Origin of the sequence: Planotetraspora phitsanulokensis (assembly GCF_016863295.1) — a bacterium.
GTDB lineage: Bacteria > Actinomycetota > Actinomycetes > Streptosporangiales > Streptosporangiaceae > Planotetraspora > Planotetraspora phitsanulokensis.
Map to the genome: position 1 here is coordinate 128,152 of NZ_BOOP01000018.1, position 13,833 is coordinate 141,984.

General features: G+C 68.7%; 11 protein-coding genes and 1 pseudogene. 2 read left to right on the top strand and 10 right to left on the bottom strand.

Annotated features, from left to right (window positions below):
* Nucleotides 1–105 precede the first annotated feature (105 nt).
* On the top strand, nt 106–1,029 hold the full coding sequence (locus Pph01_RS19295; RefSeq protein WP_204074508.1) for a sugar kinase: 924 nt from the start codon (nt 106–108) through the stop codon (nt 1,027–1,029).
* Here the strand turns inward: Pph01_RS19295 and Pph01_RS19300 are convergent.
* The 10 genes and pseudogenes from Pph01_RS19300 to Pph01_RS19345 all read right to left on the bottom strand — a co-directional run bounded on the left by Pph01_RS19300 (nt 1,010) and on the right by Pph01_RS19345 (nt 12,678).
* Nucleotides 1,010–1,288, bottom strand: coding sequence for a hypothetical protein (locus Pph01_RS19300; protein WP_204074509.1), 279 nt, complete (start codon nt 1,286–1,288; stop codon nt 1,010–1,012). The genes Pph01_RS19295 and Pph01_RS19300 overlap by 20 nt on opposite strands.
* A gap of 33 nt (nt 1,289–1,321) precedes the next feature.
* A complete protein-coding gene (locus tag Pph01_RS19305; protein ID WP_204074510.1) occupies nt 1,322–2,041 on the bottom strand; it encodes an alpha/beta fold hydrolase in 720 nt (239 codons plus the stop codon).
* A gap of 239 nt (nt 2,042–2,280) precedes the next feature.
* Nucleotides 2,281–2,604, bottom strand: a pseudogene (locus tag Pph01_RS43710) (TetR/AcrR family transcriptional regulator C-terminal domain-containing protein); the annotation flags it as partial.
* Between the two features lie 85 nt (nt 2,605–2,689).
* The gene (locus tag Pph01_RS19315) at nt 2,690–3,520 is read right to left on the bottom strand and encodes an alpha/beta fold hydrolase (protein WP_204074511.1); all 831 of its coding nucleotides are present in this window, start codon (nt 3,518–3,520) and stop codon (nt 2,690–2,692) included.
* Nucleotides 3,521–4,231: 711 nt separating this feature from the next.
* Nucleotides 4,232–7,426 (bottom strand): helix-turn-helix transcriptional regulator, encoded by a 3,195-nt coding sequence (locus Pph01_RS43370; protein WP_204074512.1) that lies wholly within the window; start codon nt 7,424–7,426, stop codon nt 4,232–4,234.
* Between the two features lie 91 nt (nt 7,427–7,517).
* Nucleotides 7,518–8,291, bottom strand: coding sequence for an IclR family transcriptional regulator (locus Pph01_RS19325; protein ID WP_204074513.1), 774 nt, complete (start codon nt 8,289–8,291; stop codon nt 7,518–7,520).
* Between the two features lie 30 nt (nt 8,292–8,321).
* Complete coding sequence (locus Pph01_RS19330) at nt 8,322–9,485, bottom strand: enolase C-terminal domain-like protein (protein WP_204074514.1); 1,164 nt, start codon at nt 9,483–9,485, stop codon at nt 8,322–8,324.
* Between the two features lie 84 nt (nt 9,486–9,569).
* Nucleotides 9,570–10,862: an ABC transporter substrate-binding protein gene (locus Pph01_RS19335; RefSeq protein WP_204074515.1), complete on the bottom strand. Its 1,293-nt coding sequence runs from the start codon at nt 10,860–10,862 to the stop codon at nt 9,570–9,572.
* Between the two features lie 30 nt (nt 10,863–10,892).
* Nucleotides 10,893–11,780, bottom strand: a complete 888-nt coding sequence (locus Pph01_RS19340; protein WP_204074516.1) for a carbohydrate ABC transporter permease — start codon at nt 11,778–11,780, stop codon at nt 10,893–10,895.
* A gap of 31 nt (nt 11,781–11,811) precedes the next feature.
* Nucleotides 11,812–12,678, bottom strand: a complete 867-nt coding sequence (locus tag Pph01_RS19345; protein ID WP_239116857.1) for a carbohydrate ABC transporter permease — start codon at nt 12,676–12,678, stop codon at nt 11,812–11,814.
* A 230-nt stretch (nt 12,679–12,908) separates the two neighbouring features.
* Between Pph01_RS19345 and Pph01_RS19350 the strand changes: the two genes are divergently transcribed.
* Nucleotides 12,909–13,826, top strand: coding sequence for a 5-dehydro-4-deoxyglucarate dehydratase (locus Pph01_RS19350; protein ID WP_204074518.1), 918 nt, complete (start codon nt 12,909–12,911; stop codon nt 13,824–13,826).
* Nucleotides 13,827–13,833 lie beyond the last annotated feature (7 nt).

The following is a 13,833-nucleotide window of genomic DNA, read 5'->3' on the forward strand; positions in this document are numbered from 1 at the left end:
GGGAGGCCAGGAGATTTCGGGAAGACTCGCCGAAGGCGGAACGCTCTACACTGGCGTTGCATAGGGGCGTGGCAGCGTTTCACTACACGGGACATGGGAGAACTCATGGATGTCGTGGTGCTGGGCGAGCCCCTGGTGGAGTTCTCGACCGCGGCCTCCCTCGACCGGGCCGACCTGTTCCACCTCTCCTTCTCCGGTGACGCGCTGAACGCGTCCGTGGCCGCCGCGGCCACGGGTGCGAGCGCCGCGCTGGTGACCCGCGTGGGGGCCGACGAGTTCGGCGAGCGCCTGGTCCGGTTCGCCGCCGGCCACGGCGTGGACACCCGGTGGATGGTCACGGGTGAGGGCTCCACGGGCGCGTACGCCCTGGGCGCGGACCCGACCGGCAGCCGGGCGTTCGCCTACATGCGCGCGGGCAGCGCGGCCTCCCGCATGGGTCCCGGCGACGTCGACCGCTCCCCCGTGTCGCAGGCCGGGGTCGTCCTGCTGTCCGGCGTCACCGCCGCCCTGTCGCCCTCATGCGACCAGGCCGTACGGCATGCGGCGGCGACCGCCCGGGGCAAGGTCGTCTACGACCCCAACTTCCGGTCGAGGCTCACCGGCCCCGAGGCCGCGCGGGACGTCCTGGAGGCGGTGGCGCCGCACGCGGCCCTGGTGGTGCCGTCGTGCCCGGGCGACAGCGGGCCGCTGTTCGGCACCGACGATCCGCAGGAGGTGCTCCGCGCCTGCCTCGGTCTCGGCGCGCGGGCGGCCGCGGTGACGATGGGGGCCGAGGGGGTGCTCCTCGGGACCGAGGACGGCTCCGTGCTGCACGTCCCGGCCATCCCCGCCGAATCCGTCGTCGACCAGACGGGCGCGGGCGACGCGTTCGCCGGAACAGTGGCGGGCTGGCTGGCCAGGGGCGCCGACCTGGTGCAGGCGGTCCGGGCGGGCACGGCCGCCGCGGCGATCTCCCTGCACGGTCAGGGCGGCACGGGCCGGGTCGCCACGACGGAGGAGATCCACGCCCTCATCGGCGAAGCGGCCTGAGCGCCGTGTAGACCGCGGCGGAGATGACGAACCCGACCTCGAACGCGATGTCGCCCACCTCGGGCACCCGCGAGGGCACCAGGCCGACGTACTGCTCCTGGTTGGAGAACAGCCACACCGACAACACGACGCCCGCGACCATCGCGATGGGCCCGGCCCAGCTGACGTGCGAGGTGTTAGGTGCCCATTTCTCGGCAACACGTGTCACCTCGCCCCGCCACGGCGTCGGGTCGAACGCGGGCACGGCTGCCCGCGACACCCCGCCGCACGGTCGCGATGATGGACGGTGCGTTCAGGATTTGGTGAGCGCGCGCTTGATGAAAGCGGCGGCGCGTACGGGCTGTGCGATGAAGGCGGTGTGGGAGCCGTCGATCTCCTCGATGGTCGACCCCATCCGCTGGGCCATGAAGCGCTGAGCGTCGGGCGAGATGGCGTTGTCGTGTTGAGCGACCTGGTACCAGGAGGGGATGGACTTCCAGCCAGCGGCGGTGGCGTTCTCGGTCAGCGCGGCGACCGCGAGCGGACGCTGAGCGGCACACATGATCTGTGCCAGGTCGACGGGGACGTCGGCGCAGAACGTCTCACGGAACTTGGCCGGGTCGATGTAGAGGTCGGGGCCGCCGGCGGCGCCGGGCGCGTCGTACGGGGTGGGTTGCGCGGTGGTGGCGAGCATCGATGCCGGGAACGGTGCTTGCACGCTTGCGCAGCTCTCGCCCTCGTCGAGGCTGAAGGCCGCGAGGTAGACCAGCGCGGTGACGTTGTCGAGGCCGACCGACGCCTGAGTGATCACCGCGCCTCCGTAGGAGTGCCCGACGAGTACGACGGGGCCGTCGATCGACGTGGCCACGGCGCGGACGGTAGCCGCGTCGTTGGCCAGGCCGCGGAGCGTGTTCGGGGGCGCGACCACGCGGTAGTCGTCGGTGGTGAGTTCGCGGACTATTCCGGCGAAGCCAGAGGCGTCGGCGAACGCTCCGTGGACGAGGACGACCGTGGGTTGGGTTGGTTCGGACATCGCGTTGTCTCCTTCATGATCTGTGTGTGTCGGGGCGCGTCCCGAAGGCCGTGTCTTGCTGGTGCGGGGGTGCTGCTTCGATGTAGGGCTTGTCGCGCGCCGGTGCGACCTGGCTAATGGCGATCCCTGTTCGCGCGTGGCCGCTGCAGTGGCCCCGCTGCCAATGCGGCGACGCTGGGAACCGACAACAGTGAATGGTTCGCCCAGGGTCCTGCTACTTGTTCAAGAACTTTCCCTGTTCAACCAGGTTCAGGAACTTCTCGGCCGCGAATGCGGCGTGGGCACGCAATTCGGTGAGGTGTGTCGTCGGCGAATATCAGTCCCTCAATGAGGTCGCCTTGGAGGAATGCCACCATCACTCGTGCTCCGTGCCGATGGTCCTGCAGCTGGGCGCGTAGGCTTGCCGGCCACTCGGCGGCGCATTCGTTGAAGATTGCTTCGCGGGAACGCATCACCTTTTCGCGATACAGCCGGTAGAGATCTGGAACGCGGTGCGCGTCTTGGGCCATGACGCGGAACAGTGCTCTGCGTTCGGGGCTGTAAATGTGTTTCAGGTAGGCCGTGCCGAGTTCCGTTCCGGACCGCCCCCGCGTTGGTCCGGATCCCGGGTTCCCGGCGAGATCTCCCGCCGGGGTTCCGGGAGAAGGCTCAGTGGACGGTTGCTGTGGCGGCCTGCTCGATGAGGTGAGTCACGGGCGCCGGATTGGTGAACATGATCAGGTGGGGACCACTTTCCTCGACGGTGTGCGCGTGGGCGCGGGAGGCCATGAAGCGCTCTAGGTCCGGCGAGATGGCGCGGTCGTCCTTGGCGACCATGTACCAGGACGGGATCGACTTCCACGCCGGGGTGCCGGTCGTCTCGGTGACGGAGTCGAGGCTGAGCGGCCGCTGCTCGGCGGCGAACGCCTGGGCCTCGTACTTCGGCAGCTGGTTGTCGAGGAAGACGTTGCTGTATTGGGCGGGATCGATGGTCAGCTCGGTGCCTGCGCTGCCGTCAGGCTTCGGGTAGGTCGTCTGCAGCGCGGGAACCGGGGCGATGGGATGGGGCACCGGTCGGGCGTTGAGGCTGGCCAGCGAGTCGCCCTTGTCGGGCGCGAAGGCGGCGATGTAGACCAGCGCCTTGACGTTGGGGTTGCCGACGGCCGCGTTTGTGATGACGGCTCCCCCGTAGGAGTGGGCTACCAGGATGACCGGGCCCTTGATCTGCTGCAGGACGCTCGAAATGTACTGCGCGTCCGAGGTGAGGCTGCGCAGCGGGTTCGGCGGTGCCTTCACCGTGTAGCCGTCCTTCTCAAGGCTCTCGGCGACTGGGGTCCAGCCTGCGGCGTCAGCCCACGCCCCGTGCACCAGCACGACAGTTGGCTTCGGGGCCAGTGGGGTCGAGTGGGCGTCCGCGCCCGGGCTCAGAACTAAAGAGGACAACGCGGCGACCCCAGCCAAAGCGGCGACGAGACCAGTGATCCGCGAGCTGCGTTTCATTGAGAGTTACTCCATTTCGGTGTGACTTGCGTGCTGATACGACGGTTCCGCTCGCCGCAAGAATTCGTGACCGATTCCTAAAGGATGACGGTTCGAATTGGCATGGCATACTCCAGATCGTTCGCATGGAATACCACGATGGGCTCAGAGCATCTCCGGACCGACGCAAGCAAGCAAGCTGGCCATATTTCGGTTCCGTGCTAACGCGGGACGCTTTTCCGTCCCGTCCCGTCTCATCGCGCGGCGCGAGTGTGGCACAGCCTCAATCGTGCGAAAGTACTTGCTTTCGTGACCGGGACAACATCGACCCGAGTGGCTGCATTCAGGATCGCCGGAGGCTCCCTGCCGTCGCATCGGGAGGATGCCGTATATCTGAGCCGTCGCGGCGTCCTGATCGTGGCCGCCGGCCGCGCCGTCTCGGGCGAAATCCTTAGGCGAGGACGAATTCCCGCGCTTCGCGTGAGTTCTCACGTGTGCCGCGGTTGGCGGGGCGCAGACTCATTGGAGTGCGGGCCGGCCGGGCGGCCATGTCAAGGCCTTCCACGTCGTCCCGGCCGATCCACCCCGCCTTGCGGGTACGCGGGTGGAAGGACAGCCCTTCGCCGATCTCCAGGCGAGTATCCCGCCTGCGGACAGCCGCATACCCACGCGGCTCACCCCTGTGCCGTACGCGCGACGTAGCCCCTTGCGCGTCTTTAAGGCATGGTTCGATCAGTCATTCACGAGGCCGCGGCGGTAAGCGATCGCCGCAGCCTCTGTCCGGCTCGAGACGCCGAGCTTCGCCAAGATATTGGACACGTGCGTGCTGGTGGTCTTCTGCGTGATGTAGAGCTTCTCGGCGATCCGGCGGTTGCTGTATCCAGCGGCGATGAGCCCCAGCACCTCCGACTCCCGCTGGGTGAGCCCGAGGGACTGCGACTCGCTCGGCTGTGGTGCACTGGCCGATTTGTCGGCCAGCGCGATGTTCGCCTGCTGCGCCAGTGCCTCGACATCGCGGCTCAGCAGTCCAGCCCCGAGTCGGCCGGCGATCCGGTGGGCCACGATGAGTGCATCGCGTGCCGTGCCCCGCTGATGGGCGGCGAGGAGAGAGCGGGCGTGTCCCAGATGAGCGACGCCCAGCTCATATGGGCGCTGCAAGGCGTCGAAGGCGGCAACCGCCTCCGCCCACAGGTCGATGCCGTCGCCAGTCTCTGCCCATTGCAGCTGCGCGTCGAGCAGGCAACGGAACGCCCGGGAGGTGGGGAACACCACGTCAAGTCGAGCGGTGGCCCGGCGGATGGCGGCGAGGATCTCCGGTCGCGCCTCGGCGGCCGTGGCCGATCCACGGTTGTCAGCCTCGATCGCCGCAATGGCGCACAGCATCGGCAGGCTGTAACGCACCGGACCGGTGGTCAGACCCGTGGTGTCGGCGCGGAGGAACTCGGCTCTGGCTTCGCCGAGCTGCCCTTGCCGACCGGCCAGCTCCATCGTGGTCTGAACCAGGCCGAAGAGTAACTGAGGCTGGAAATCCTCGGTCCCGAGTAGCCGCCGGGCCACGGCGAGCTGGCTTGCCGCCGCATCGACCTCCCCACGGGCGAGCAGGATGTGAGCCCGGCGATGCGTGATGAGTCCTCGGGACTTGTATGACTGGGCGACGGCCGCCGCCTCATCGAGGGCGGCATCGGACTCGGCCCAGCGCCCGAGCGAGAAGAGGGACACCGACAGGTTGCCGTGCACCCACGCCTCGGCCTCGGCCAGGTTGAGGGAACGGCACACCTCGATGCCGTGGTGCGCCGCGGCGACCAGCTCCTCAGAGCGGCCCATCCCCTCCAGGATCGACACCAGGTTCGTGTTGACGCGACCGATCATGCCAATCGCGCCGAGGCTCTCGGCTCGTCGCCGAACCTCGTAGAGCTCGGCGAGGCTCTCGCCGTCGACGTCACGCTCGGCCTTGAGCCGGCAGCGTGTGATGCGAGCGTTGAGCTCCAGGTCTTCGGCACCGACCCGGACGGCGCAGTCCACGGCGCGCTCGACGTCGGCCATGCTCTCCGGGCCCGCCCCATGGAGCACACGCCAGTTGGCTACCTGGACGAGGACCTCCGCTTGGACCGCGGACGGCGGCGAGTCCCGCACCAGATCCAGGGCCGTGTTCAACTCCTGCCATCCGTCGCTTCGGTTCAGTTCCTGCATCACCAATGACTGCTGCGTCAGGAACCAGGTCGCACGCAGCGGTTCACGGTCCGGGGAAAGGAGTTGCAGCGCCTCACGGGCCAGATTCAGCGCCCGGTCGGGATCCCCGCTCTGCCGGGCGGCGGTCGTCGCGGCGGCGAGCAGGTCCACATAGCACACTCGCGCCTCGTCCTCCCGGTTGTCGCGGGCGGGGTACACCTCCGTAGGTCCCAGCGGCGGCAGCCGGAGGCGTGCTTGATCCGGCACCTTGTTCCACAGGTCCATCGCGCGTTCCAGCGACCGCAGCTGCTCGGCGTACGCATAGCGGCTCCGCGCTTCGACGGAGGCGGACAGACTCATCTGCAGGGCCTTCACGTCGTCGTGCGCGTGGTACCAGTGATGGGACAGACGGGTGGCGAGCTCCCCCGTCCGGGCGAGAGAAGCATCCGCCTCCAGCGCCTCGGCGTACCTCCGGTTGATCAGGGAACGCTCGCCCGGCAGGATGGTGTCGCTCACCGCCTCACGAACCAGCGAGTGGCGGAAGCGGTAGCCGGATATGTCCGGGTCCGGCACGAGGATCTGTGCGAGGACGCTGCCGCGCAGGGCCTCGACCAACTCGTCTTCGGGTAAGCCGGCCACTGCCTGCAACAGCCGATACCCGACGGCGGAACCACCTTCGGCGGCGAACCGGGCTACCCGCTGGCTGCTCTCCGTCAGCGACTCCAGCCGCACCAGCAGCAGATCGCGGAGGTCGTCCAGTCCTACCTGCCCGCGCTCGAGGTACGAACGGGCGAGCTCTTCGACGAAGAAGGCATTGCCGTCGGATCGCTCGAATATCTCACTGAGCAGGTGGGGGTCCGGTTGGACGTGAAGGACCCCGGTGAGCTGCTTGAATACCTCGACGCGGTCGAACCGGCGTACTTCGATGCGCCGCACCGATCGCAGACGGTCTACTTCGGCGAGCAGAGAGCGCAGCGGATGGCGACGGTGGATGTCGTCGGAGCGGTAGCTCGCAATGATCAACAAGCAACCGTTGCGCCGGGAACGGAACAGGTAGCCCAACAGGTGGCGGGAAGAAGCATCCGCCCACTGGAGGTCCTCGATGACCAGGACGATGAGACGGCTCTCCGCGAGTCGCTCCAAGATCCGGGCGGTGAGCTCGAAGAGACGGACGTTGTCGTCGTCGCCGTGCCCGACGAGCGCGGAGGGCCTCAGATCCGGCAGCATCCGGGCGAGCAGTTCCTCCTGACCCGCACATGCCGCACGGACCTCCTCAGGTAACTGCTGCCAAAGGGCTCGGAGAGCTGAGGAGAACGGAGCAAAAGGGATGCCATCGCCGCCGACCTCCACGCAACCACCGACCGCCACGACCGCCGCGCGGGCCTCGACGGTGCGTAGCAGCTCCTCGATCAGCCGGGTCTTTCCGACACCTGCCTCGCCGCGCACAAGCACGGTCTGGGGTGTCCCGTTGTCCGCCGCTTCGACCGCCCGGGTCAGCTCGGCGACCTCGGGCCCCCGCCCCACAAAAACAGGGCTGGCTGATCTGACCTCCATGGACCCAAGCATGCCACCACCAGCGATGACGACCGCCGTCCGCGTTCGATGATCGCGAACGCGTGAAGTCAGACATTCGTCCTCGCCTCGGGATTTCGCCCGAGACGGCGCAGCCCCGCGGTGTCCACCACCTCCACTATCCGCCTTCCGGGACGTCCGGGAGAAGATCTCCGGACGTCCTGAAAGGGCCCAATGGCCGGCCATGCGATCCGCGCAACATCCGTGACACGAATCCGGTGGCGGGTGCACGCGGCGCGACCGCCGGGGGTGCGGACGTCGGCGCTGGGGCGCGGGTTCAGTAGGCGCGGCGCTGCCGCAGGGCCGACCGTTCGATCCGCTCCCGCGCCTCCAGGAGGCACGCGACGATGTCCTTCTCCCTCTCGGCGGTCAGCCGGGGCACGGGCACCGAGCAGCTGATGGCGTCACGGGGCGGCTCGGTGATGTGCAGGGCGACGCCGAAGCAGCGCAGCCCTTCGGTGTTCTCCTCGCGGTCGACGGCGTAGCCGCGCTTGCGGACCCGGTGGAGGTCGGCGATGAGCTTGTCGTGGTCCACGATCGTGTGCCGGGTCAGCCCGGGGAGCTCGGCCGGCAGCAGGGCGCGTACCTCGGCGTCCTCCCGCGTCGCCAGGATCGCCTTGCCCAGGGAGGTGGTGCTGGCGGGCAGCCGCCTGCCGACCCGGGAGAACGGCCGCAGGTAGTGGCGGGAGGCCCGGGTGGCGAGGTAGACCATGTCGAAGTGGTCGAGCCTGGCCAGGTGGACGGTCTCCCCCGTGGTCTCGGCCAGCCAGTCGAGCGCGTCGTGGGCGATCTGCACGAGCGGGTCGCCGTCGATGTAGGTCGCGCCGACGAGCAGCGCCCGCATGCCGATGCGGTAGAGCGTCCCCGTGGCGTCCGTCTCGATCCACCCGAGGTCGACGAGGGTCCTGAGCAGGGCGTGCAGACTGCTCTTGGGGTAGCCGAGCTTGCCCTGGAGGTCGGTGAGGCTGTGCTGCCCGGGATACTGCGCGAAGAAGTCGAGCAGCTCGACCGTTCGCAGCGCCGACTTCACGTGGGGCACCGGTTCCGCCATGTGTACCTCCCTGACCCGCCTGTCCGCCTCCTATTGTGAGCGGGTTCCCCAGGAGGCGACCGCGTGGGCGGCGATGTAATCGTGGTCGAGATCGTCGCCCAGCCCGGGAGCGGTGGGCATCCGGACGTTTCCGCCGATCAGAGGGTCGACGATCGACCGCAGATGCGGCGGCGCGGTGTCGTAGTCGGTATGGGGGTGGAGCAGCCCGCGCTCGTACCAGTGCCCGCACGTGGTGGCGCCGATCACCGCCAGCGCCCCCGAGCCGTTGCCGTGGATCTCGCACTCCATCCCGAACGACTCCGCGAGATGCACGGCCTTGAGGGCGGGGATGACGCCGCCGGATCCCACCACGCCCACCCGGAGGATGTCGCACGCCCCCGCGGCGACCCACTCGGCGCGGGCCATGTGCTTGCCCCAGGAGGTCTCCGGGCCGAGGATCGGCGTCGCGAGCTGATCGGCCAGCCATCGGTACGACTGGACCGACGCCTCCTCCATCGGCTCCTCATACCAGGCGAAGCCGAGCTCGTCGAGCGCCCGCCCGAGGGTCAGCGCCTCAGACCGGGAGTACCAGTGGTTGCTGTCGAGCATGAGCGCGACGTCCGGCCCCACCGCCTCCCGCACCGCGGCGCACGCCGCGATGTCGCGGGCCACGCCGTACGGCATGGGCGGCATCCAGGTGTGGAGCTTGATGGCGCGGTAGCCGCGGGCCACCAGGTCCTTGGCGAAGGCGGCGTAGTCGTCCGGGGTCGCCAGCCCGCCGGGGATGTCGTCGCCGCACATCGTGCTCGCGTAGGCGGGGACCTCGGACCGGGCGCCGCCGAGCAGCTTCCACACGGGCAGGCCGACGGTGCGCCCGGCCAGGTCCCACAGGGCCTGGTCGGCGGTGCTGAGCGCGCGGTCGGAGAGGTTGCCCTGGGCGCCGCGCTGCCGGCGGGCGATCCGGTGCCACAGACGCTCGCGTTCGAGGCTGTCCTGCCCGAGGATCGCGGGCCCGATGTGGCCCCGCACCACGGCCTCTCTGACCGTGTCCGGCTGGGTCAGGCAGTGGCCGGTGACGCCGTCGCTGTCGGTGACGGTGAACAGCGCCTCCTGGACCTCGCGCGGCGGTCCGGGGTGCCGGTGCCCGTGCCCGTCGACCACGGATCGGGTCACCGTCGTGAACACCGTGACCGCGACGTTTTCGACGACCGCCATGTGCCTTCTTCCTCTCTCGGTGGTCTCGCCTGGTCGTCCCTGAGGGCCGGTGCGAGGTCAGGGTCGCACCGGCCCCGTCCAGGGTCAGCCGCCGTGGACCTTCTTCCATTCGGCCTGGGCGTCGGTGAGCTTCTGCGCCATGGTGTCGAGGAACTCCTGGGGCTTCATCTGCCCGAGCAGGACCTTCTGGAAGAGCGGCTCGGTGTCGGCCTTCGTGATGGAGGAGAACTGCGGCAGGTAGTAGGGCGGCGAGACGACCGAGGTGTTCGGGTCGTTGAGCGCGTCCACCGCGGTCTTGAGGTGCGGCAGGCCGGTCAGCCAGGAGTCGCCCTGCGCCTCGGTGTTGGCCGGGATCTGGCCCGTCTCCTGGTTCCAGTAGCTGTTGCTCTCCTTGGAGACCAGGAACTCGACGAACTTCCAGGCGGCGTCCTTGTGCTCGCTGCCCTTGAAGACCGCGAAGCCGTCGACGGGGTTGGCGACGATCGTGCGCTTGCCCGAGGCGCCGACCGGCAGCGCGAACGCGCCGATCTTGTCGGCTCCGTGCGCCTTCACGTGGTCGTTGTACGAGCCGAGGTTGTGGTGCATCATCGCGATCTTCCCGGTGCCGAACGCCGCCACCATCTTGGGGAAGTCGTTGGTGACGTCGGCCTCGGGAGTGTCCTTCTTGTACAGCGCCGCCAGCTTGGTCAGGTACTCGACGTTCTTGGGGTCGTTGACCGTGCTCTTGCCCGAGGCGTCGAAGAACTCGGTGACGCCCGAGTAGGCGTACATCTCGGCGAGCACCTGGAAGATCGAGCCCGCGCCGCCACGGATGGTGTACCCGTACTGGTCGGGGGCCTTGGTGAGCTCGTGGGCGTCGGTGAAGAACTCGTCCCACGTCTTCGGCGCCTCGGGGAGCTTGTCCTTGAGGTACCAGACGACGTCCAGGTTGGAGGTGCCGGGAACGAGGTACAGCTTGCCGTCGGGCACGGTGTCGCGGACCGAGTCGAGCATGGGCGCGGCCAGCTTGCCGTTCACCGCGCTCTTGCCGAACCAGTCGTCGGCGGGCTCGAGCGCCTGCTGGCCGACGAGGTTCGCCAGATAGGAGGTGGTCACGCCGCCGACGTCGGGCGTGTCCCCGCCCGCGATGGCGGTGTCGTACTTCTGCTGCACCGACGCGATCGGGATGCCGACGTACTCGACGTGGATCGTCGGGTTGGCCGCCTCGAACCGTTTGATCAGCTCCTGGTAGATCGGGGTGCGGGTGCCGCCGTTGTTGTCCCAGAACGTGATCGTCGTCTTGCCGGACTCCCCCGAGCCCGGGTCGGATCCCGAACCGCAGCCCGCGACCGCGACCGCGAGGACGGCGACCGCCGCCCAGGCCGTTGTTCTCTTCATGGTTCCTCCTGCTGATGGTGGCGGGGGGAGCTATCCCTTGACCGCCCCGGCGCTGATGCCGTGCACGAGATAGCGCTGGACCACTGCGAAGACGCAGACCACGGGAACGGCGGCGACGACGCCCCCGGCCGCGAGTGCCCCGAAGTCGGCGCTGTACTCCCCGATCGTGTAGCTGAGCCCGACGGGGATCGTGAAGCTGTCCTGCCGGCTGACGAACATCAGCGCGAACAGGAAGTTGTTCCACGTGTGGATGAACGCGAACGATCCGACGGCGATGAGACCCGGCCGCAACTGGGGCAGGACGACGGCCAGGAAGGCTCGCAGCCGGGTGCAGCCGTCGACCATGGCCGCCTCCTCGACCGTGAAGGGGACGGCCGCGATGAATCCGCTCATGAGGATGACCGAGAGCGGCAGGTTGAACACCGTGTCCGCGACGATGAGGCTGCCGAGGTTGTTGATCAGCCCGAGCGTCTTGAAGATCGTGAACAGCGGGATGAGCAACATCGCGCCGGGGATGAACTGGGTGCACAACAGCACGACCATGAACAGGGTCCGGCCCCTGAACCGGAACCTGGACAGGGCGTACCCGCCCATCACGGCGAGCACGGTGGTGGCCAGCAGCGACCAGACCCCCACGATCACGCTGTTGCGGAAGAACACCGCGTAGCCGATGTCGTTCCACACCGTCTCGAAGTGCTCGAAGGTGATCGGCCAGGGCACGGGCGTGGTCGATCCGGAGGGCCGCACCGCGAAGACGAGCATCCAGTAGAAGGGCACGAGGGTGAAGACCAGGTACAGCCCGAGCGGCACGTAGAGCCGCAGGACGCGGCCGCGGTCCCGCTTCGGCCGGGGCCGCCGGTGCGGCCGGTCTCCCGCCACGTGCGCCCGTCCCGGCCGGATCACGACGTCAGTGCTCATGCCGGTCGCCCCGTCTCCTCGGCTCCACCCGTCATCGGTCCTCCCCGAACCGGCTGAGCCGGAGATAGAGGAGGGAGAAGAACAGCAGGATCACGAACCCCGCCATCGTCAGCGCCGAGCCGTACCCGAAGTCCTTGGAGTCGATGGCCCGCTGCGCCACGTAGAGCGGCAGCGTGGTCGTGACCTGCGCCGGGCCGCCGCCGGTGAGCGTGTAGAGGAGGTCGACGTTGTTGAACTCCCACACGGAGCGGAGCAGCGTGGCCAGCACGATCGCGTCCCGCAGGTGGGGCAGCGTCACATGGCGGAAGCGGCGGACGCGGCCGGCGCCGTCGACGGCCGCCGCCTCGTAGAGCTCGCCGGGGATGCCCTGCAGACCGGCGAGCAGGAGGATCGCGAAGAACGGCACCCCGCGCCACAACTCCGTCACGACGACGGCGGGGAAGACCGTGTCGAGGTTGCCGAGGACGGCCGTCTCCGGCTGCCCGAGGAACCGCAGCACGCCGGTCCCCGGTGTGTAGAGCAGGATCCAGATGCCCGTCGTGAGCACGCCGGAGACCGCCCAGGGAGAGAAGACCAGCGACCGCGCGAGCCCCCTGCCGATGAAACTTTCATTGACGATGAGCGCCAGCGCGAGACCCAGCAACAGTTGCAGGCCGATCTCCGCGACGACCCATTTCGCGGTGAATCCCAGGCTCTGCCAGAAAAGCTCGTCTTCGACGAGCATGCGGCGGAAGTTCTCCAGCCCGGCGAACCCGTCGGCCCACGGCCGGGTCAGGTTGCGATTCTGCAGGCTGTAGTACGCGACGCTGCCGATCGGGTAGACGAGGAACGCGGCGATGAGCGCGACCGTCGGGGATATCAGCAGGTACGGCACCGCTCTGCGGCGCAGGGACGCCATCGGCACCCACCTCTCCATATGACACATTTCTGAACCGAGTTCACAAACGTGGACGGCCTCCACGGTGATGTTCGGTCAGGAGGTTGTCAAGGAGTCGTGTCCTATTCGAAATGTTTCCGATCGTGGCATTTGCGATTTCGGCCGGATGTCTTGACCGCGGGCCGTACCGGGCTTACCGTCCGGATGTTCATGTATATGAATTCTGTCCAGAAACATGTCAGGGGTGCCAGGTGTCGTTCGACGGCCTGCTGTTCTTCCCGGTCACACCGTGCGACGAGGAGGAGCGGCTCGACCTCGGAGCCTTCCGGCGGCATGTGCGCCAGGGCGTCGAGGCGGGCTGCGGAGCCGTGTTCGCCTGCTGCGGGACGGGCGAGTTCGCCGCGCTGAGCCCAGCCGATTACGCCGCCTGTGTCGCGGCCGCCGTCGAAGAGGCGGGCGGCCGGGTGCCCGTGGTCGCCGGCACCGGGTACGGCACCGCGATGGCCCTGGAGTTCGCGGCGGCCGCCGCGGACGCGGGGGCCCAGGCCCTGCTGGCGCTCCCGCCGTACCTCGTGCAGGCCGGCCAGGACGGCCTGCGCCGCCACTACGAGGCGCTCGCCGACGGCAGCCGGCTGCCGATCATCCTCTACCAGAGGGACAACGCCGTCCTCGAGCCGGAGACCGTGGCAGAGCTCGCCCGGCATCCCGGGATCATCGGCCTCAAGGACGGCCACGGCGACCTGGACCTGATGCGCCGGATCATCGAGGCCTCGCCCTCAGGCCTGCTCTACTTCAACGGCCTGCCGACCGCCGAGACGTCCCAGCGGGCCTACCGCGACCTCGGGGTGGTGCGGTACTCCTCCGCAGTCTTCTGTTTCCTGCCGCACCTGGCGCTGGCCTGTCACGACGCGTTGCGCGACGGACGGGACGACGTCGTGGACCGTCTGATGAAGGAGTTCTATCTGCCTTTCGTCGAGTTGCGGGGCCTGGGCCCCGGATACGCCGTCTCCCTGGTGAAGGCGGGGGTGCGCCTGCGTGGTCAGGACGTGGGACCCGTCCGCCGGCCGCTGGTCGATCCCGCCCCCGAGCACCTGAGCAGGCTCGCGGAGCTGATCGAGCGCGGCCTCGCCCTGATGGAGGACCTGGAGCGATCCCCGGCCCCGCCGTAAGGCCGCC